This window comes from Paenibacillus sp. JL3B1040 (genome assembly GCF_057063165.1).
Genome location: NZ_CM169317.1, coordinates 3,478,690 through 3,499,402, shown reverse-complemented (window position 1 = coordinate 3,499,402; position 20,713 = coordinate 3,478,690). Strand labels below are relative to the sequence as shown.

The window sequence follows — 20,713 nt, the reverse complement described above, 5'->3', positions numbered from 1 at the left end:
AGACCGATACGAAAGCGAGGCCGTCCCCTATGCCTGAAGGCTTGATTGTGAAGGCATTAAGCGGTTATTACTACGTGAAGCCGGCGACAGCGCAGGGCGTGGCAACGGACGGGGCTGCGGATGCCTACGTCCAGTGCCGCGGCCGCGGGATTTTTAAGAAAAGAGGCGAGAGTCCGCTGGTGGGCGACCGGGTCATTTATTCTCCGACCGAAAACGGGGAAGGAACCGTGGACGAAATTTTGCCGCGGGAAACCGAGCTGGTCCGCCCGCCGATCGCCAACGCCAAGCTGGCCGTACTCCTGTTTTCACTGCGCGAGCCGGATCTCAACCTGCAACTACTGGACAAGTTTTTGGTGCATATCGAACACGCCGGTCTGCGGGCGCTGATCTGCCTCACCAAGGAGGATCTGCTGGAGGAGGACGGAGCGGAGGAGACGCCCGAAATCATTAGCGAGGTCAAGGCGTTGTATGAGTCGATCGGCTACGAGGTCATCGTCACCAGTTCGGTGACCGGGATGGGGACCGAGGAAGTGAAATCCCGTTTGGCCGGAGAAATCAGCGTTTTCTCGGGCCAGTCGGGCGTCGGGAAATCCTCGCTTCTTAACGCCATGCTGGGTTTATCGCTGGAGACGAGCGAAATCAGCCTCAGGCTGGGACGGGGACGCCACACGACGCGTCATGTCGAGCTGATCGAGCTGGAAAACGGCGGTTATGTAGCCGATACGCCGGGCTTCAGCCAGTTGGATTTCCTCGAACTCGGCGTGGAGGAGCTGTCCAGCTGCTTCCGGGAGTTCACGGATTACGCGGAAGGCTGCAAATTCCGCGGCTGCAGCCATCTGCACGAGCCGGGCTGCAAGGTGAGAGAGGCGGCGGACAAAGGCGAAATCGCCGCCAGCCGCTACGAGCATTATGTACAGTTCCATGAAGAGATGAAGGAGAAGAAGCGGAGGTATTGACGTCATGAGCAACAACATTTATATTGCACCGTCCATTCTGTCGGCCGATTTCGCCAAGCTGGGTGAGGAGGTCGCCGACGTGGAGCGGGGAGGCGCCGATTGGCTGCATGTGGACGTCATGGACGGCCACTTCGTTCCCAACCTGACGTTCGGGCCGCTGGTGCTGCAGGCGATTGCCCCGCAAACCAAGCTGCCGCTGGACGTCCATCTGATGATCGAGAAGCCGGAGGAGGTTGTTCCGGCGTTTGCGAAAGCGGGAGCCCACCTTATTACCGTGCATGTCGAGGCCTGTGTGCATCTGCACCGGGTGCTGCATTTGATTAAGGAGCAGGGAGTTAAGGCGGGGGTTGCGATCAACCCGGCCACGCCGGCATCGGCCGTTCGCGAGGTGCTGGAGGACGTGGATCTCGTTCTTGTCATGACGGTGAACCCCGGTTTCGGCGGGCAGGCGTTCATTCCGGGGACGCTGCGCAAGATTCGCCAGCTCAGGGCCTGGAAGGAAGAGCTGGGGTTAAGCGATTTGCGGATCGAAGTGGACGGCGGCATCGCCGCCGCAACGGCACCGCTGGTCGTGGAGGCGGGCGCGGATGTGCTGGTTGCCGGGAATGCGGTATTCGGCCAAGCCGACCGGCGCGCGGCGATGGCGGAAATCCGCGAGAGCCTGGCCGGATTGGCATAGGCGCGGAGAGATGCGCATACAATGGGTTACATGAGCGAAGGTTCTCATGTAGCCTTTTTTTTGTGGCGGGAATACACGGGTAAATGACATCGAACATAGAATATGGGTGAAGGCATGAGCACGATGGGGAGGGTGAACGATGAAATTTTACACATTCAAGCTGCCTAAGTTTTTGGGAGGATTCGTTAAGGCGGTACTGAACACGTTTCACAAGAACTAGCGGGCGGGGCCTGAAAACCCGCCCCAAGCAGCGAAAGGGCGCGCCTGGCGGTTCCCGCCATGAAAGGAATGCATGAGCCGCGGCTAATCATGCAGCTGGCGTTAGCCTTTTGGCGGCATTGACCACCGACTTCAATGAAAAAACACAGTAAAAAAGCACCTCCATAGGAAGAGAGCCCTGCAAAAGCCTCGTTTCTAGGTTATTGGGGGCTCGGAACTGGAAAATAAATTCGATAAAACGGAAAAAGCAGCTTCATCCTCACCCGAGGATGGGCTGCTTTTGCTCTTTTAACTTCACCATCCGTTTTACGTTTACAACAAACGCGGTGAGGTAGGCTTGTATTCGCATGCGGAAGAGACCCCGGTACCTGGCTGTATCCATACCGTGGAATCTCTTCATTTCCGCGTTCTTGTGTTCAATGATCGGTCTGCGCTTGATTCGTTCCTTGAACGTATCACTGAACTCGAACTCGATCTGTTCCTTATAATGTTCGGCGATGATCCGAATCGAGTAAGTCTTACTCTTGGCGCCCGGCTTGTAGCATCCTTCGCGCAGCGGACAGGTTTTGCATTTCTCGACGTCAAAGTAAAAGACGAGTGATCGGCTCTCTCCGCTGGTCTTGCTGCCTTGAATCGCCTTCCGTTTGTTTCGCTCACCGGCCGGACAAACGACGAAATCGGCATCCTTGTTATACTCGAATCCTTCTTGACGCTCGCCCCCTTCGTGGACAATTGGGTTTAAGGGCACGACAGGCGATATGGTTTCCTTTTTCATTCTCGCCAGATTATCCTTGCCCGAATAGGCGGTATCCGCAATGATTTCGTTTACGGTTACACCGTTTGCTGTGGTTTGTTCGAGCAATGCCGGTAATTGCTTGCCGTCGTCAGTGCTTCCCGGTGTTACCTCCAGCGCGGTAATGATCTCTTCCTCCGTCATGGCGATATGTTCTTTGTAGCCAAAGAACGATTTGCTACTACTCTTCCAGCCGAAACGTGCATCCGGGTCGATGGCGGAGAGAATCCCCTTTTGTGAGAGGAGTCGCTCATCCTCGATGATTTGTTTGGCGATGCCCAGTTTCTCACTCACCGCTCCTTCATGGTCCGGAAGCAGTTCCTCCACGGTCTCTCCCAGTTGCGCCAAGTAGGTCAGCATGGTTTTCTCCGCTTCCGTATCTTCGCTTTTAACGGAGGGCAGCTTAGGTAGTTTCTTCTCCAACTTGGGGTGGCGTTTGACTACGACGCGAAACAGACGCTTGGCCGCGTCACGCAGCACGTCGAACGGCTTTTGTTTTGGGCTGCCGGCCCGTGTATGCGTGGCATCCAGGATAATGGTTTTGCTTTTGACTAAGCCTTGCTCAATGCATTGACTGACTACATGCTTCAGTACGTCTTCGACCTGACTTGCTCCTAGCCGGTGATTACGAAACCGCGACAGCTGGGAGGCGTCTGGCAGCGGATCCTCCGGATTGATCCCGAGAAACCACTTGTAAGCCAGATTCACCTCAGCTTCCTGAATCATTCGCTCATCCGAGAGGTTGTACAGGATCTGTAAGAACAGCAGGCGAAACAACAGTTCCGGCTCGTTTGCCGGTCTGCCGTAATACTTGCAGTAGGAATCCTCCACTAGTTCGTATACAAATCCGAAATCCACCGCAGCATCGATCTTGCGAAGCAGATGGTCTTCCGGCACAAGCTGATATAGCTCCGCATGGAATGATGCGGTTAGTTGTCTGGCTGGCTGCAGCAAAACGGCTCAACTCGCTTCTCTTTTTCTTCCAGTATACAGCAAACCCAGCACCGAAGGGGTACTGGGTTGCTTTTTACAGAAACTGTATTCGTTTTGCAGGGCTCTCATAGGAAAAGGTGCTTTTTGTCTATAGTTCGTCCCGAGCCATTACACGCGGGTCACTTTACCGGATTTCAAAGCCCGAGTGCTGACGTATACGCGTTTCGGTTTGCCGTCTACCAAAATCCGGACCTTCTGCACGTTTACGCCCCAAGAGCGCCGATTGCGATTGTTTGCGTGAGATACATGGTTACCGCTGCCTGGCTTCTTGCCAGTCACATAACATTTGCGAGCCATTCATTACACCTCCTGTTCCAGTACACCTGTCTTGAAAATAACAGCCTCATCTTGATTATCACGGTTATTGACAATACTTATATATAATATCACAGTAAAAAAAGCCCCGTCAACAGATATTGACGGCGACTCTTTTATTTATTTCTCTCTGTTCTTATAGTACAATATAGTTTAGTCCATAATAATTTCTATGGAAGGAGTGAGGTTGGCGTGGCTGTAAATCTTACGACCGAATATGGACGAATCGATATTTCGGAGGAAGCCATCAAGGTTATTGCCGGATCGGCCGCCATGGAGTGTTATGGACTGGTAGGAATGGCAAGCCGAAAGCAGTTGAAGGACGGCATTGCCGAATTGCTGGGGCAAGAGAACTTGGCCCGGGGTGTGGAAGTGAACCTGGATAATCATCGATTAGCTATTCATCTTTATATTATAGTCAGTTATGGCACGAAAATTTCCGAGGTCGCACACAACATACAGCTCAAAGTGAAATACGTATTGAATGAAATCGTTGGACTCGAAGTGGATCAGGTGAATATCGCAGTCCAAGGCGTACGCGTATCAAGCTAGGAAGGGGAATTTTCATTGAGTAAGCGTTCTTTAACTGGAACAGATTTCACCGCCATGGTATTGGCCGGTGCGCAGCGGCTGACGGAGCATGCTGAGCACGTCAACTCCCTGAACGTATTCCCGGTTCCCGATGGGGACACCGGTACGAATATGAATTTGACGATGACCGCTGGCGTAACGGAACTGAAAAATCACGGAACCGGAGGTTTGGGCAGCAGAGCGGCCACGTTATCCAAAGGCCTCCTGATGGGCGCGCGCGGGAACTCCGGCGTCATCCTGTCCCAGCTGTTCCGGGGCTTTAGCCGCTATGCCGCTTCATTGGAAGAAATGAATACGGCTCAATTTGCCGCCGCTTTGCAAAGCGGGGTAGATACCGCTTATAAAGCGGTCGTCAAACCGGTGGAAGGGACGATTCTGACGGTAGCGAAGGAAGCCGCCAAGCATGCCGTATATTATTCGCGCAGAACGACGGATATTACGGAATTAATGACCGAGGTGCTTGCCAAAGCGAAGGAAGCGCTCGCAGGCACGCCGGAGCTGTTGCCGGTGCTGAAGCAGGTTGGCGTCGTGGATTCGGGCGGTCAAGGACTTGTTTATATTTATGAAGGATTTTTGCAGTGGCTGACCGGCGGCGTCAGCAGCGAGGCCGCAGCGGCGTTGGGACAAGCTCCCGCGGCGACCGTCCCATCGGAGCTTCACACGCAAGCGGTCGCACCGGCACCGGTACACGTTCCGGCTTCGGCACAAGCCAAGCTGGACACCGAAGATATTGAATTTTTATACGATATGGAATTTTTCATTAATCGAAAAATCGGTGAAATCAAGGATGCCGTATTTGACGAGGATCAGTTCCGGAAAGCGCTTTCGGTCAATGGCGATTCGATTATCGTGATCGCGGACGACGAAGTCATCAAGGTCCACGTCCATTCCAAAACGCCGGGCGATGTGCTGAACTTGGCGTTGCGTTACGGCGAAATTACGCAAATTCATATTTTGAACATGCGCGAGCAGCATCGCGATCTGCTGATCGCGGGCATGGATGCGGCGCCGATGCCGGAGCTGTTTGCCGAAATTCCGGCAGAACCGGCCCGCCCGGTCGATCCGGCCGGCTTACCGGCTGACGAACTGGCGCCTTACGGCTTCATCGCCGTCGCTTCGGGGCAAGGCATTTCGGAAATCTTCACCAGCCTGGGCGTTGATGTGGTCTTGTCCGGCGGGCAGACGATGAACCCGAGCACCGAGGATTTCGTGAAGGCGATCCAGTCGATTTCGGCGCAGCATGTGTTCGTGCTGCCGAACAACTCCAATATTATTTTGGCTGCGCAGCAGGCGCGCGATTTGCTTGAGGGGGAACGCAGCGTGACCGTCATCCCGAGCAAGAGCATCCCTCAAGGGATTGCCGCGGCGTTTGCTTTCCAAGAGGAAGAAAGCGTGGAGATCAACCAGGATAACATGCAGAACGCCGTACATCACGTGAAAACGGGCCAAGTCACGTACGCGGTTCGCGACACGATGTTCGACGATTTGGAAATTACGGCCGGCCACTACATCGGCATCGCCGATTCCAAAATCGTGGCCACCGAAGAAGGCCTGCTGGAAACGTGCCGGGGCTTGCTGGCCAAAATGCTGACCGGCGGCGACGAAATCGTGACGGTTCTGGCCGGCGAGGATGCCGACGAGGAAATGACGGACACGCTGGTGGCCTGGATTCATGAAGAGTATCCCGACGTTGAAGTAGAGGTTCATAACGGCGGACAACCGATTTATTATTATTTGTTTTCGGTAGAATCCTGATCCCTATGAGAGGATGAAGATACCTATGAATCAGGCGGTCATCATTGCCGACAGTACGGCGGATATCCCGCAGGCGGTCGTTTCGGAATACGGCATTCATATCGTGCCGATGCGGCTGGCCTTCGGGGATCAATCTTATCTTGAAGGCATCGACATCACGGCGGAAGAGTTCTACGAGATGTTGACGAAATCGAAGGAGCTGCCAACCACGTCGCAGACCTCGCCCTCCCAATATGTGGAGGTTTACCGCAACCTGCTCGCGGCTTACCCCGGCTCGCCGATTATTTCGATCCATATCTCTTCGGGGATGAGCGGCACTTACCAATCCGCCGTCCTCGCCAAGGAGATGCTGGAGGAAGAGCTCGGACATTCGGTGGACGTCACGGTCATTGACTCGCTGTGCGCAACGTACGGCTTCGGGCTCCAGGTCGTGCACGCCGCGCGAATGGCAAAGCAGGGGGCGTCGGCCGAAGAGATTCGCGCGGCGGTCGAGCGGATTGGACGAGGGCGGCGGCTGTATTTTCTCGTCGATACGCTCGAATATCTGCAAAAAGGCGGACGGATCGGTAAAGCCGCGGCGATTCTGGGCACGCTGCTCAACATTAAGCCGATATTGTCGGTGGACCAAGAGGGCGTCATTTACGCCGTCGATAAGGTCCGGGGCCGCAAAAAGGCGGTGTCCCGCGTGATCGAATTGTTCGTGAACGATTTCGGCGGGCTGAAGGACATCAACGTTGCCGTTTGCGACAGCGTGAATCCGGAAGGCGCCGAGGAAATGCTGGAGTTGCTGCGCCAGCACTTTACGTTGCACGAGGTCGTCCGCACCAGCATCGGTGCGGTCGTTGGCACGCACGTCGGACCGGGCACCGTGGCGACGTTTATTTGGCCGGCCGAGTGATCTTCGGTGCTCGTTGAGGCTGAGTCGATTTTGACGGGCACGGCGATGATCGGAACCGGCTTTAACGGAACAGAGAGACCTTATTTGCTCATTTCCCGGCTATTTCCCGGAGTAACGGAACTTAGGGACCTTATTAGGCGCTAATGCTTACTAATTGGCCGCCTTAGTTCCAAATAAGGTCCTTCAGTTCCGTTAGCGATAGAAATTGCCCGAAAACGGTGAGATAACGTCTCTGGGTTCCGTTAGGAGCGTAGTCGTAGGCTACGTGAGCAACGGAAGGCCCGGGTGAATTCAAGATTCGACGCCGAAATTGCTTCTTCGTTTGAGCTTCGTGATCCGAAGATGATTTTTTGAACTACTGTTTCAATGGAGGTTCAAAAAGGCAGGTTTGGAGCACCGAGAAGGTTGGATGAAGCTAGGGACTGAGTAGCAGAGCGTAGTCGTAGGCTACGTGAGCAACGGAAGGCCCGGGTGAATTCAAGATTCGACGCCGAAATTGCTTCTCGCTTGAGCTTCGTGATCCGAAGATGATTTTTTGAACTACCTCTGTAAAGCGAGGGGATTGAATTGGATTTGCATAACATCCCCGTAAAGCAAGTCAGCGGCGTGAGCGCTCTTAAACAAGAAGAGCTTCACGCCTTTGGCATCTTTACGGTGAATGATTTGATCGAATATTATCCGTTCCGGTACGAGGATTACCGGCTGCGCTCCCTGACCGAAGCAAAGGATGGAGACAAGGTGACGGTGCAGGCCAAAATTATGGGCCTCCCGGTGCTGCAGCGTTACGGGCGGAAGTCTCGCCTTACGTGCAAAATGGTCGCGGAGGATTGGATGTTCACGGCGACGTGGTTTAACCGTCATTTTCTCAAGGATCAGCTGACGACGGGCCGGGACATCATCTTGACCGGGAAATGGGATATGCGCCGCAGCCAGCTCACCGTGACGGAGTCGGAGTTTCCCGACCGCGGAACGCTGCGCAGCGGCAGCCTGCAGCCGGTCTACTCCGTCGGCGGCAAAATCACGCAGCAGTGGATGCGCAAGACGATCGGACAAGCGTTGCAGCAATACGGGGAGATGATCCCGGAAAACCTGCCGCCCGAACTGCTGCGCAAATACGGCCTGATGCCCCGCAAGGCGGCGATTCTGCGGCTGCATCAGCCGCAGGATAACGAGGAGGGGCAACTTGCCCGGCGCCGCATGGTGTACGAGGAGTTGTTCCTGTTTCAGCTCAAGCTCCAGGCGTACCGGGCGATGAACCATGAGCGCATGGACGGGGTGGCGCATGTCGTCGATAACGCCACCATCCGGGAGTTCGTGCGCAGTTTGCCGTTTGAGCTGACCGACGCGCAGAAGAAGGTGGAGCTGGAAATTTTGCAGGACATGCGCTCGCCATACTGCATGAACCGCCTGCTTCAGGGAGATGTCGGCTCCGGCAAGACGGTCATCGCCGCGATCGCCTTATACGCGGCGGTGAAGTCGGGGCACCAGGGCGCCTTCATGGTGCCGACGGAAATTTTGGCCGAGCAGCACATGCGCTCGCTGACCCGGCTGTTCGAGCCGTTCGGCATTACGGTGGGCCTGTTGACGGGCAGTGTGACGGGGCGCAAGCGCAAGGACCTGCTGGGCTCGCTGCAAATGGGGCTCACCGATATCGTTGTCGGCACGCATGCGCTGATTCAGGAAGACGTATTTTTCCGTTCGCTCAGCCTGGTCGTCACCGATGAGCAGCACCGGTTCGGCGTCAATCAACGCAGCATTTTGCGGCGCAAAGGTTTTAATCCCGACGTGCTGACGATGACGGCGACGCCAATTCCGCGCACGCTGGCGATTACCGCTTTTGGCGACATGGACGTATCGACGTTGTCGGAGCGCCCGAAGGGGCGAAAACCGATCACGACCTATTGGGTCAAGCACAGCATGATGGACCGCGTGCTTGGCTTCATTGAACGGGAGGTGTCGCAGGGCCGGCAGGCGTACGTGATCTGTCCGCTCATTGAGGAGTCGGACAAGCTGGACGTGCAGAACGCCATCGACCTGTACGTGTCGATGCAGCAGGCGTTCCCGAACATGAAGGTCGGGCTGCTGCACGGCCGGATGACGGCCGCCGAGAAGGACGAGGTGATGCGCGCGTTCTATGAGAACGAGGTGCAGCTGCTCGTCTCGACGACCGTCGTCGAGGTCGGCGTCGACGTGCCCAACGCCACGCTGATGATCGTGATGGACGCCGACCGGTTCGGCTTGTCCCAGCTCCACCAGCTGCGCGGGCGCGTAGGCCGGGGGGAGCACGCGTCGTATTGCGTGCTCATCGCCGATCCGAAGTCGGAGGTCGGTCAGGAGCGGATGAAGGTCATGACCGACACGGACGACGGCTTCGAGGTGGCCCGGCGGGATCTGGAGCTGCGCGGTCCCGGTGATTTTTTCGGCACGAAGCAAAGCGGCGTGCCGGATTTTCGCGTCGCGGACATGGTCAGCGACTACGCGGTGCTGGAGGCGGCGCGGGACGACGCCGCCCGGCTGGTGGCGGGCGAGGCGTTCTGGACGTCGTCCGAGTACGGGCCGCTGCGGGATTACTTGCGGAGGGAGCAAGTTTTTCAGGGCGAGTTGATCGACTAGCGAAAAGGGGAGAAAAGAAAACCTCGCCAGTTCTATTGGTTGGCGAGGTTTTCTCCTTGTTCTAACTCCATGGCAAAAATTCGATCAATGAAGTAGTATCGGTAAGCGCCACGTTCTCTTCATTAGGAGCCCAAATCGGCGGTTAAGCGCGCCAAGTCTTTTTCGCAGTTCTTGTCGCCTCGCTCCGCCCCAAAACGGTACCAGCGGATTGCCTCGTCAAAGTCCTTCACAACGCCAAGCCCTTTTTCATAGAGCGCCCCGATGCTGGAAGCCGCGAAAGCATACCCCTGTTCAACGGCCTGCCGGTAAAGTTTCATGGCCTGCGCAAAATCCTGTTCAACCCCATCCCCCTTTTCATAGCAATCGCCCAAATTGTTGAGCGCTGTCAGATTGCCCTGCTCGGCGGAAAGTCTGTACAGCCGAACAGCCTCTTGCGTGTCACGCGCCACGGTCTCTCCGTTTCTGTACATGTCTCCCAAATTGCACTGCGCGCAGGCGTTCCCTTTTTCCGCCGCCAACCGGCATAGCCGGAAGGCCTCTTGTGTATCCCTTTCCAGCCCGCCCTCCGCGTGATAATAGGCATAGCCGAGATTGGCCAGTGCACTTGGCTGCCCCTGCTCGGCGGCTATCCGGTACAAGCGAACCGCCTCGACCTGATCCTGCGGCATACCGCGCCCATAATCGTACAGCGCCGCAAGGTTATACATCGCGTCCATATTCCCGTTGTCGGCGGCAAGGCGATACAGCCGGGCGGCCTCCTGATAATTCCGATCGACGCCCAATCCCTTCTCATACATGATGGCAAGACAGTTCCGCGCCCGTGCGCAACCCTGGTCCGCGGCCTCCTGATACCACCGAATGGCCTCCTGATAATCCTGCGGCACACCCCGTCCGTATTCGAAAAAAATACCCAGCGTGCACTGAGACTCATCGTCTCCTTGTTCAGCCGCAAGAGAAAACCAGTTGACCGCTTGCTCATCATCTCGCTCGACACCAAGTCCCTGTTCATAAAAACGGCCCATATGGCGCTGAGAATACACATGCCCCTGCTCGGCAGCAAGCCGATACCATTCAAGCGCCTGTTGAAAATCCTGCTCCACACCTATGCCATCCTCATAGCAGACCCCAAGACGATACTGTGCGGTAGCATATCCCTGTTCGGCGGCAAGATGATACCAGCGCAGCGCTTCGGTGTAATTGATCTCCACACCAATACCTACCTCATAGGAGTACCCCACATTGCCCTGTCCGATTGCAAAGCCCTGTTTTGCTGCCATCATGTTAAAGCGAAAGCCTGTTTCCGGATTTTTTTCCACACCCCATCCTTTTTCATAAAACACGCCCAAATCCACCTGAGACGGCGCGTAGCCCTGTTCCGCGGAAATATGATAATGCTTTGCGGCCTGCGCGTAATTCTGCTCCACGCCGTAGCCAAATTCATAGCATTTTCCAAGATTATGCCTTGCACGGATGACTCCCTGCTCCGCCGCGCGTTCAAACCATTCGATGGCAGCCGAATAGTCTTGCTCCACAGCGATTCCGTGAAAATAGAAAGCACCAACCCTGTTCTGTGCCGGACCATACCCCTGTTCGGCTGCCGTCCGGTACAACTCCAGTGCTTTTTCTTCGTTTTGTTCCACGCCATAGCCATTTTCAAAACATTCACCCAGAAAAAGCTGGGCGCGCGGATACCCTCGTTTCGCCGCCAGCGCAAACCATTTGACAGCTTCTTCGTTATTTTCCTCCACGGCGATTCCGCGATAGTAGAAAAAGCCAACATTGCATTGCGCGGGAACGTACCCCTGCTCCGCTGCCAGTCGGTACAACTCCAGCGCCTTTTGGGAATTCGCCTCCGTCCCGTAACCAAATTCATAGCACTCACCTAAGAGGCACTGTGCAGAAGGCTCTTCTTGTTCAGCAGCTTTGGAAAACCATAAAAAGGCCTGCGCGTCACTTTGTTCAAGAAATTGTCCCCGTAAATAGAGAAGACCAAGCCTGCTCTGGGCCATAGCAAAATTCCCCTCGGCAGCAAGCCGGTATAGTTCAATCGCTTTGGCGATATCTTTCTGCACGCCGTAGCCATAATCATAGCATTCCCCCAGTAAAAATTGCGCGCGCGGATATCCCTGCTCCGCCGATTTAGAAAACCAGTAGACCGCCTTTGGATTATCCTCTTCCATGGCAATGCCATAATAATAGAAGAAGCCCAAATTGCACTGCGCAGGCGCGTAACCCTGCTCGGCAGACAGAAGATAGAATTGCGCTGCCCGTTTCTTATCCTCCTTTATTCCCTTGCCCAGTTCCATACACAAAGCATAAGCACACTGTGCAGGCGCAAAGTTTTGCTCTGCCGCCTCCCGATACCACAGCAAAGCCTTTTCATCGTCCGGTTCCACGCCCAAGCCGTTTTCATAGCAGACTCCCAGATCGTATTTTGCTATCACATGTCCCTGCTTTGCAGCGAGGGTAAACCAATAGACGGCCTGTTCATAGTCCTGCGTTGTGCCGTCGCCCAGATAGTAACAGAGCGCCAGCTCGTGCTGGGCCCGCAAATCACTGCCGTTTGCGCGTTCGAGCAGCTCCTGAAAATCTGCCTTCCGTTGTTTCCCGCCATTGTCATTCATCATATGGAGACTCCTATTCAGATTATAAAATTAGATGCTTATGGCCTGTTCTGTAGCAGCTTCCGCTTGCAAAACTCAGATAAAACAGGAAGATATTTCTTCTGTTCAGCATACTAAAGCAGTCGCATTATGTCTGTGATCTTCCTCCTGACATTCACGCCTAGTATATTCCGCAAAAGCTCACGAGAAGATAAGGAGTGGAGGGGAGAATTTATGACATTTAAATGAAATATAATTTCAATAAAAAAATAATATATTGAAATAATATGTCGAATGAATTATAATCGAGTCGAAAGCGGTTGCAGCGCTGAATTTTACATCAAAGGAGAGGGACCTATGCTGGAAAATCTGACAACTGAAGCGAGAAACGAACGGACGATGAGTCTGGACGAAATGAGCGTCGCCGAATTGCTGACGGTAATGAATGAAGAGGACGCGAAAGTAGCGGGAGCGGTAAAGAGAGAGATCCCGAAAATTGCCGAGGCTGTAACCGCGATTACCGAGTCCCTTCGCAAAGGGGGGAGGCTGATTTATATGGGAGCCGGAACGAGCGGCCGGATCGGGCTGCTTGATGCGGTGGAGTGTCCGCCGACTTTCGGGACTTCCCCGGATCAGGTGGTCGGGCTCATCGCGGGCGGAAGCCAAGCCTTTATCAAAGCGGTAGAGGGGGCGGAGGACCGGGCTGAGCTGGGGGAGGCCGATCTTCAACATCTTGGGCTTACCCCAAATGACACGGTCGTCGGGTTAGCCGCAAGCGGGCGGACGCCTTATGTCATCGGTGGGCTGGAATATGCCAAACGGATCGGTGCCTCCACGGTCAGCATCAGTTGCAACAAAAATGCGGTGATTAGCTCCAAAGCGGATATTGCCATCGAGATCGAGAACGGTCCCGAAGTGTTGACCGGGTCGACTCGACTGAAGGCGGGAACCTCACAGAAGCTGGTTTGCAATATGCTGTCAACGGCGTCGATGATCGGCTTGGGCAAGGTCTACGGCAATTTGATGGTTGATGTGCAGCCAACCAACGAGAAACTGGCCGATCGGGCCAAGCGGATCGTGATGGAAGCGACCGCCTGTGAGGCTCAAACTGCCGCAAACGCCCTGAACCTTGCCGAAGGGAAACCCAAGCCGGCAATCCTGATGATCCTAACGGGATGCACGTATGCGGAAGCATTGGAAAAGTTGGAGCAAAGCCGTGGTTTTATCGGCAAGGCGGCCAAGCTGACTTTGAAGTAAAGATTTAACCACATCTATGGGCAGGAGGCTGACCAATGAGTAAATTTGAAGTAATGGCGAAGCGGATTTTGGAATCGATCGGGGGTTCCGGCAATGTGGAACAATTTACGAACTGCATGACCCGGCTCCGCATTTCGACCCTGGATCGCAGCCGGATCAATGAGGCCGAATTGAAACAAATCGATGGGGTCCTCGGCGTGGTTGATGACGAGACCTACCAAATCATTCTCGGACCGGGCGTCGTTAATAAGGTGGCGGAGGAATTCGGAAAGTTGCTGCAGGCCGATGGACATGGCGGCGCGGGGGCTTCCTCCGGCAGCCCGGCGGCACCTCTGCGCGAAGGCTCGGACATCAAGGCTGAGCTCAAGCAGAAAAACAATACTCCCTTTAAAAATTTCCTGCGGAAAATCGGCAACATCTTTATTCCGCTGATTCCGGCCTTGGTGGGAGCCGGGATTATCAACGGCATCGCCGGCTTGATCAACAACCTGATTACTTCCGGCAACGGAGCGGATTGGCTCCTTACGCTCCAACCGATCATTAGTGTGATCGGCTCGGCGTTCTTCGGTTATTTGACGATCTTCGCCGGGATCAACGCCGCCAAAGAGTTCGGCGGGACGCCGGCCCTCGGCGGCGCCGTGGCCGCGATCATCGTAGCTCCGGCGGTGGCGAACATTTCTTACAGCTACCCTCTCTTTGGCGAAATTAAGCTTAACGCGGGGCAAGGCGGGATCATCGGGGCCATTTTAGCGGCAGGGTTAATATCTATGATGGAGAAATGGATTCGCAAACGGATGCCGGCCGCCATCGACATCATTGTAACTCCTACCCTCTCGCTGCTCGTCGTGGGTCTCATTACCGTGTTCTTCCTCATGCCGGTCAGCGGCATTATCTCCCAGGGAATCGGACAAGCCACAACCTGGTTGCTGGCCCATGGCGGACCGTTATCGGGGTTTGTTCTAGCTTCGCTGTTCCTGCCGTTGGTTATGTTCGGCTTGCACCAGGCGTTGATTCCGATCCATGCCGAATTGATTTCTCAGGTCGGATACACGGCACTGCTGCCGATTCTGGCCATGGCGGGTGCGGGGCAGGTCGGCTCGGCCATCGCCATTTACATCAAGCTGAAGCATAACGCGCGATTGCGCAATATGATCAAAGGCGCATTGCCCGTCGGGTTCCTCGGGATCGGCGAACCGCTCATTTACGGCGTAAGCCTGCCGCTGGGCCGGCCATTTATAACGGCTTGTCTCGGCGGCGGCTTTGGCGGCGCCCTGCTCGGTTTGTTCGCAATGACGGGAAATTTCGTCGGTTCGGTGGCGATCGGTCCTTCCGGCTTGGTTCTCATTCCGCTGATCCAAGGCCCGATGGGGATCGGCATGACCATTCTGGGTTACTTGTCCGGGCTGATTCTCTCTTATGTTGCGGGTTTCTTGCTCACTTACTTCTTTGGTTTTACAAAGCAGATGCTTATAGAGCATAATAGATCATAGCAGCTGGCAGAGGAACGTTTGGCGGCCTGTTACCGGGCCGCCGCGTTTCTTTTGCGTTTGCGGAAATGAAGGCAAACGTAGGAGAATACGGAGGGGATACGCGTGACGACTGGAAGCATACTTACGCAAATGGAGGCGATGCTGGGACAACTGCCCGAATCGGAGAGAAAGGCAGCCCAATATATTTTGGCTGCCTCGACGGAGGTCTCCGGTCTAAGCATCCATGCGGTGGCCGATAAAGCCGGAACCAGTGCGGCGGCGATTACCCGGTTATGCCGTTCGCTTGGCTTGAGCGGCTTTCCCGATTTGAAGATGCGCTTGTCCGTCGACAATGCCAAACCGCAGAGGCCGGGGTATTACGATATTGAGCGGGGCGAGACGGTTCAAACCGTGATTCAAAAGACGATTTCCAACAGTGTCCAAGCCATTCAAGATACGATGCTTCACCTGCAGCCGGAGTTGATCGAGCAGGTGGTCGACAGCTTCCGTAAGGCTCCCGTCATTCATATGTACGGTGTCGGAGCTTCGGCCATCGTAGCGGCGGATGCCGCACAAAAGTGGCTGCGGCTCGGCAAGCAGGCGTTCGCTCTCCAGGACGAGCATCTGATTGCCGCCGCGCTGGCCAGCGCTCCGCCAGGTGCCTTGTTTATGGGCATTTCGTACAGCGGAAATACCAAGGAAGTACTGCAATTGTTCCGGGTTGCTCAAAAGTACGGAGTACGCACCATCGGTTTGTCCCGTTTTGGCAATCATAAAGTTTCCGAGCTGGCCGATTTGATGCTGTACACGCCGCAGGCGCCGGAAGCGACGCTGCGCAGCGGGGCGTCCGGCTCCCGGTTGGCTCAATTGGTCATGATCGATATTTTGTTTTTTGCGTACGCCTCGACCCAATATGAGGAAACGATCGTCCGGTTGGGACAAACCCACGAAGCGACGGCGTTCCTTAAACAAAGCTAACCGCTTCGCGGGCGGCTGGATTTTTTTCGTGCACTATGGACAGCCTTACCGTCATATATTAGGGTTGAAGTCCGGAATTGACGGGACAGGAGGTGCTAGTCACGGTGCCGAGTTATCATCAATATGGAATCAGTCCGCAACTGGTCGAACGGGTTAAACTCAAAATGAAAAATCCGGCGATCAAAGAGCGGATCAAACAGGTCGTCGATGGCCTCACCCGCGCGGATTTGCAGGATCGCGTCAAGGTGCGCAGGCTCGTCAGAACGGCCGCTTCCGTGCTTGGCGAACGTCTGAGCGGCGTCCAGGAAGAGCAGATCGTCCAATTCGTCATCGATCAACGAATCGACCCGCGCAATACGCTCCACTTGCTGCGGTTATGGGGAATGTTCCGGTAGACGCGTGAACGGTCGTCTCTTTGAGAAATGGGCAGATTGGATAAATTTGCTATGACAGGACCCCGGGGAAGCTTCTATACCGGCGGTCCTTCTTTTTTTCTGCCGCATAAAAAAGACCTGCCGATATTCTCGGCAAGTCTGTGGAAGGGGCAATGATTTACTGAGCACTTGCTTTACGCAAAATTTCATCCGCCTCGGCTTGCGTCATCTTGCCGTCCTTCACCTGTTTCTCGCAGTATGGCTTTATTTCGGCAAGCAGTTGTTCTTGGGTATCGTAGGGGCCGAAGTTGACCGTATTTCCATTGCCGTCGTCAATCACCATGCTGTAGCTGGTCGTCGGCTCGTCGATTTCCCCTAATCCAGAAGATATCACCAGGTCATCTTTGCCGTCCACCGTTTTCGACACCTTGACGCCATGTTTGATGTCCTCCAATGTCCGTTCATACATGGCGATGGTTTCATCCACCTTCTCCTGTGTCCAGACATACCAGCCGTCGCTCGGGTTCCAGCCCTTTGAGCCGATGATCGATGGCAAGGATTTTTTTTCTTCTTCCAACCAAGCCTTGTATTCGTCATAAGTCCACCAAACCACTTCAGGGGTCGGGTAGGCTTTATCGTATTCTTGCTCGCTCATCCAGGTTTTCCCGCCATCGGCGCTGAACCGGGTCTTACCCGTTTCATCGGTATAAGAGTAAACCGTGGCAGAGCCTGTTTCGATGGTTTTTTGCGTATCGCCGCCCGACTCGTCCGCGTAAGAAAAACCGTCCCCGTCCGGAATGGCCAACTCCTTTCTTTTCGTGGCGAATTCTTGCTGCAGTTGTTCTTTTTCGGCCGTGTTCCGGTCGAATTCCGCCTGGCTTCGTTTTTGGAGTCCGGTGAGCTTGCCGTGCTCATAGACCGCGTACAGGTCAACCGAACCCTCCGTCATGAACTGGCCGACCCCGGCCTGTTCATCATAGAAGTCGCGCACCTTTTCTCCTTGATAAAAAAGCTCACCGGTTTTCTCGTCATAGGTCAGGCCGAAGGGTTCGTAGATATTCATCGCTTTCGCCATCGCTTTGCGGTCCTGAGCTTCTTGTTCCTGCTCTGTCAGGTTGGCGGACAAGTCGCCGTTTTCCGTTGCCATCGCCGAAGCCGTGTCGGTGTCCGCCTTAACGGCACTGGTGGTGGCGAAAGCGGTCAAAGTGCCGCCAACCAGGAGCAGCGCCGCGGCTACTCCCGCCGCCGTAATTTTTTTTATTTTCATAATTGCCATAATCCTTTCTTCAATCGCATTTTTACTAAAGTTGTTGAACAAAGGGGTTATCTTGCTTTTCTGCTCCTCCATCTCGATCAACGTCAACGCGTAGGCGGATTTGGCCGTTTCGCCGCAGGTCCGCACCACCGTTTCGTCGCAGGCCAGTTCCATATCGCGGTTGGCGAGCACATACATCACCCATACCAAAGGATTAAACCAGTGTACGCACAAAGCGGCCGCGAGCCCCCATTTTGTCAGGGCGTCAAACCTTTTGATATGCACCATTTCATGGGTAAGGACATACCGCAGCCTGGACTCGTCCGCCCAGTCGGTAGTCTTCGGGAGGAGCACCACGGGCCGGAGCACGCCGTAGGTCAGGGGCGCTTTGATTTGATCGGATTGTCTGACTTGCACCTGCCGCCGTATCGGGTGTTCCCGCAGCCAAGCGTCGACGAAATCGTTTTTGACGGGCAGGGAAGCCTGAAACTCTCGAAGGCACTTCACATAAACCACGATAAAAAACAAAGCGAACGCCCCCATGCCTGCCAGCCAAATGATCAACATGGGCGAAATCGTCTCCGTCGGCACAACGCGGACGCCGGATCCGAACCCGGTTGATGCGCCGATGGGATGCGGGGGGCCGGCAACACCGCCCGCTACATCGTAACCCCCTGTCGTTCCGGCCACCGCGGGAAAAGCCGCCGTTTCCCCAAACCTCCGTTTCAAAGCGTCCACGCCGGAAAAAAAGCTGAAGCGCGACGGAACGGAAAAGGGAAGGAGCAGACGGCAAACGACCGTGCCCCAAAGGATAAGAAACGTCTTTTTGGGCAGCTTGTGCAGGGCCAGCCCGCGGATGATCACGACGGCGATAATGAGAGCCGCCGCCGCCAGGCTCATCTGAAAAACATCCATACGGGACACCTCATTTCAACTTATCGACAAGCCGCTTCAAGCTTTCGATTTCGGCTTTGGACAGTTTTTTGCTGTTGATGAGGGAAGCGAACAGCAAATCGGCCGAGCCGTCAAACACTTTGTTAATCAGTTCCGACGTTTCCTGCTCCTGCACCTGTTCTTTCGTAATGGCGGCACGGCATAAGAAGTTGGGTTCAAGCCGCTGAATCGCCCCTTTGGCGATGCATTTCTTGATGACGGTGTAGGTGGTGTTCTTGTTCCAGCCGACCTGCTCGGCCAAAATTTCGCTGAGCCGTTTGGCGGTCAACTCGCCTTCTTTCCATAAAACATCCATCACTTTCAGTTCGGAATCAAACAGTTTGATTGACATACCAGGGTTCTTCCTTTCAGACTATTGCAATAGTTTAAGATCATACTACTGCGATAGTCTGCCTTTGTCAAGCGACTGCCTCTTGTAATTTGCCTGCCATTGTTTTATATTGACATGAGAGTAGGTCAAAAAATAAAGGGACGATATCTAAAGCAATGAGAGGAGGCTGTAAATTAAGTTATGACTCCGCGCACGAAGGAACAAAATGAAGAGATCCGGCTGCGGCGCCTTGCCCAAATCCGCAGGGCGGCGGCCGATGTTTTTCTCGATAAGGGAATGATGCTGGAAATTCGGGATGTCGCGGCGGCGGCCGGGCTTGGCTACGGGACGGTGTATCATTACTACAGCAACAAGGGAGATTTGCTGCACGACGTGCTGTGGACGGCGATGGACCGAGCAGGGGAATGGCTCGTCGCGGGAGACGCAGGCGATCCCCTCGTCGCGGCGGGCGTCCGGCTGCTGGAGCTGTGGGCCGAGGACCACGGCGTCTACCTGCTGTATAAATTGGCCGCGGAGGAATTCCGCCTGCTGCCCGAGGCGCGAGCGGTGCCGCTGGCCGAAGCGTTCCGCCGCGAGGCGCTGCTGCCGTTTGCCGTATGGCTAGGAAGCAGCCCGCCGCTTTGGGGCGTTCCTCCGGCTTCCGCCGAAGACGCAGCCGTCGGAAACGGAGGCGATCCGGCTCCGCACGTCCGGCAGGCGGAATGGCTGCTTGCCGCTCTGGCCGGCTGCGCGTTCTTCCCGCTTCGCCGCGGCTCGCTGCGGGCCGAAGCCGGGGAAATCGCCGGTTTGTTATTGCATCGGCTCTCGGATCGGATCGGATTAACCATTGAAGGAGTGGAGGCTACATGATCATCTTGAAATCACCGCGGGAGATTGAGGAAATGAAGCGGGCGAACCAGATTGTCGCGGATTGCCATCGGGAGGTCGCCAAAATGATCGAGCCCGGGATCACGACGCAGGAAATTAATGACTTCGTAGCCCGGCATATTACGAAGCTGGGCGGGAAGCAGTTTACGAAAGGATACAACGGATTTCCCGCGGAAACCTGCGCTTCGGTCAACGATGTGGTCGCCCACGGGTTTCCGTCGAACCGGCCGCTGCAAAGCGGGGACCTGCTCAAGCTGGACATCGTCGCGGAAGCGGATGGCTGGTTCGGCGATTCGTGCTGGTGTTACGCGGTGGGCCGGGTAAGTCCCGAGGCGGAGAAGCTGATGCGGGTGACGAAGGAATGCCTGGAGCTGGGCATTGCCCAAGCGCTTCCGGGCAACCGGCTGGGCGACGTGACTTCGGCGATCCAAAAGCATGCGGAGGCGAACGGCTATTCCGTCGTGCGCGATCTGCTGGGTCACGGGGTCGGACGCCGCCTGCACGAGGAGCCCAACTACGAGCATGTCGGCGTGGCGGGCAAAGGCATTCGCCTCAAGGAAGGCATGGTGTTTACGATCGAGCCGATGATCAATGAAGGGACGTTCCGCATTGCGATCGACGACGATGGCTGGACGGCGCGGACGGCGGACGGCAAATGGTCGGCCCAGTATGAGCATACGATCGCGCTAACGGCGGACGGGCCGCTGATTTTAACGGCCCAGTAAGCGGTCAACAGGAAAACGAGGCGGATCCCCAAAGTCCGAAGGGACGGGGATCGGCCTTTTTTTGCGCGCTTTCACCCTGCCAAATTAT

18 protein-coding genes are annotated in these 20,713 nt (G+C 55.3%); 13 read left to right on the top strand and 5 right to left on the bottom strand.

The annotated features are described in order from the left end of the window. Positions 1–29: 29 nt before the first annotated feature. From rsgA to spoVM, 3 genes are all read left to right on the top strand, one after another. Complete coding sequence (rsgA, locus tag ACZF99_RS15855) at positions 30–956, top strand: ribosome small subunit-dependent GTPase A (protein ID WP_483606051.1); 927 nt, start codon at positions 30–32, stop codon at positions 954–956. A gap of 4 nt (positions 957–960) precedes the next feature. After that, entirely contained in the window at positions 961–1,635 is a 675-nt protein-coding gene (gene rpe, locus ACZF99_RS15850; protein WP_483606050.1) for a ribulose-phosphate 3-epimerase, read from the top strand. 139 nt (positions 1,636–1,774) lie between these two features. Further along, entirely contained in the window at positions 1,775–1,855 is an 81-nt protein-coding gene (gene spoVM / locus ACZF99_RS15845) for a stage V sporulation protein SpoVM (RefSeq protein WP_036621610.1), read from the top strand. Between the two features lie 258 nt (positions 1,856–2,113). Here spoVM and ACZF99_RS15840 read toward each other — a convergent pair whose 3' ends face one another. Both ACZF99_RS15840 and rpmB read right to left on the bottom strand, forming a co-directional pair. Next, positions 2,114–3,601: an IS1182 family transposase gene (locus tag ACZF99_RS15840; RefSeq protein WP_483606049.1), complete on the bottom strand. Its 1,488-nt coding sequence runs from the start codon at positions 3,599–3,601 to the stop codon at positions 2,114–2,116. 147 nt (positions 3,602–3,748) lie between these two features. Then, the gene (gene rpmB / locus ACZF99_RS15835; protein WP_009225259.1) at positions 3,749–3,937 is read right to left on the bottom strand and encodes a 50S ribosomal protein L28; all 189 of its coding nucleotides are present in this window, start codon (positions 3,935–3,937) and stop codon (positions 3,749–3,751) included. 210 nt (positions 3,938–4,147) lie between these two features. Here rpmB and ACZF99_RS15830 point away from each other — a divergent pair, with 210 nt between their 5' ends. The 4 genes from ACZF99_RS15830 (at position 4,148) to recG (ending at position 9,812) form a co-directional block, all read left to right on the top strand. Further along, complete coding sequence (locus tag ACZF99_RS15830; protein ID WP_483606048.1) at positions 4,148–4,507, top strand: Asp23/Gls24 family envelope stress response protein; 360 nt, start codon at positions 4,148–4,150, stop codon at positions 4,505–4,507. Positions 4,508–4,522: 15 nt separating this feature from the next. Next, the gene (locus ACZF99_RS15825) at positions 4,523–6,301 is read left to right on the top strand and encodes a DAK2 domain-containing protein (RefSeq protein ID WP_483606047.1); all 1,779 of its coding nucleotides are present in this window, start codon (positions 4,523–4,525) and stop codon (positions 6,299–6,301) included. Between the two features lie 25 nt (positions 6,302–6,326). Then, positions 6,327–7,199 (top strand): DegV family protein, encoded by an 873-nt coding sequence (locus ACZF99_RS15820; protein ID WP_483612775.1) that lies wholly within the window; start codon positions 6,327–6,329, stop codon positions 7,197–7,199. Between the two features lie 561 nt (positions 7,200–7,760). Further along, complete coding sequence (recG, locus tag ACZF99_RS15815) at positions 7,761–9,812, top strand: ATP-dependent DNA helicase RecG (RefSeq protein ID WP_483612773.1); 2,052 nt, start codon at positions 7,761–7,763, stop codon at positions 9,810–9,812. A 122-nt stretch (positions 9,813–9,934) separates the two neighbouring features. Here the strand turns inward: recG and ACZF99_RS15810 are convergent, their stop codons facing one another. Beyond that, positions 9,935–12,439 (bottom strand): tetratricopeptide repeat protein, encoded by a 2,505-nt coding sequence (locus ACZF99_RS15810; protein WP_483606046.1) that lies wholly within the window; start codon positions 12,437–12,439, stop codon positions 9,935–9,937. Between the two features lie 333 nt (positions 12,440–12,772). Between ACZF99_RS15810 and murQ the strand changes: the two genes are divergently transcribed. From murQ to ACZF99_RS15790, 4 genes are all read left to right on the top strand, one after another. Next, on the top strand, positions 12,773–13,672 hold the full coding sequence (gene murQ / locus ACZF99_RS15805) for an N-acetylmuramic acid 6-phosphate etherase (protein ID WP_483606045.1): 900 nt from the start codon (positions 12,773–12,775) through the stop codon (positions 13,670–13,672). A gap of 35 nt (positions 13,673–13,707) precedes the next feature. After that, positions 13,708–15,162 (top strand): PTS transporter subunit EIIC, encoded by a 1,455-nt coding sequence (locus ACZF99_RS15800; protein ID WP_483606044.1) that lies wholly within the window; start codon positions 13,708–13,710, stop codon positions 15,160–15,162. 102 nt (positions 15,163–15,264) lie between these two features. Next, positions 15,265–16,119 (top strand): MurR/RpiR family transcriptional regulator, encoded by an 855-nt coding sequence (locus ACZF99_RS15795; protein WP_483606043.1) that lies wholly within the window; start codon positions 15,265–15,267, stop codon positions 16,117–16,119. Between the two features lie 164 nt (positions 16,120–16,283). Beyond that, entirely contained in the window at positions 16,284–16,514 is a 231-nt protein-coding gene (locus tag ACZF99_RS15790) for a stage VI sporulation protein F (RefSeq protein ID WP_483612771.1), read from the top strand. 157 nt (positions 16,515–16,671) lie between these two features. On the opposite strand, the gene ACZF99_RS15785 is transcribed toward ACZF99_RS15790, so the two are convergent. Further along, on the bottom strand, positions 16,672–18,663 hold the full coding sequence (locus ACZF99_RS15785) for a M56 family metallopeptidase (protein WP_483606042.1): 1,992 nt from the start codon (positions 18,661–18,663) through the stop codon (positions 16,672–16,674). A gap of 10 nt (positions 18,664–18,673) precedes the next feature. Further along, entirely contained in the window at positions 18,674–19,033 is a 360-nt protein-coding gene (locus tag ACZF99_RS15780) for a BlaI/MecI/CopY family transcriptional regulator (protein WP_483606041.1), read from the bottom strand. Positions 19,034–19,213: 180 nt separating this feature from the next. Between ACZF99_RS15780 and ACZF99_RS15775 the strand changes: the two genes are divergently transcribed. Both ACZF99_RS15775 and map read left to right on the top strand, forming a co-directional pair. Continuing rightward, positions 19,214–19,882: a TetR/AcrR family transcriptional regulator gene (locus ACZF99_RS15775; RefSeq protein ID WP_483606040.1), complete on the top strand. Its 669-nt coding sequence runs from the start codon at positions 19,214–19,216 to the stop codon at positions 19,880–19,882. Continuing rightward, complete coding sequence (map, locus tag ACZF99_RS15770) at positions 19,879–20,625, top strand: type I methionyl aminopeptidase (protein WP_483606039.1); 747 nt, start codon at positions 19,879–19,881, stop codon at positions 20,623–20,625. Before ACZF99_RS15775 ends, map begins: the two co-directional genes overlap by 4 nt. Positions 20,626–20,713: the final 88 nt, after the last annotated feature.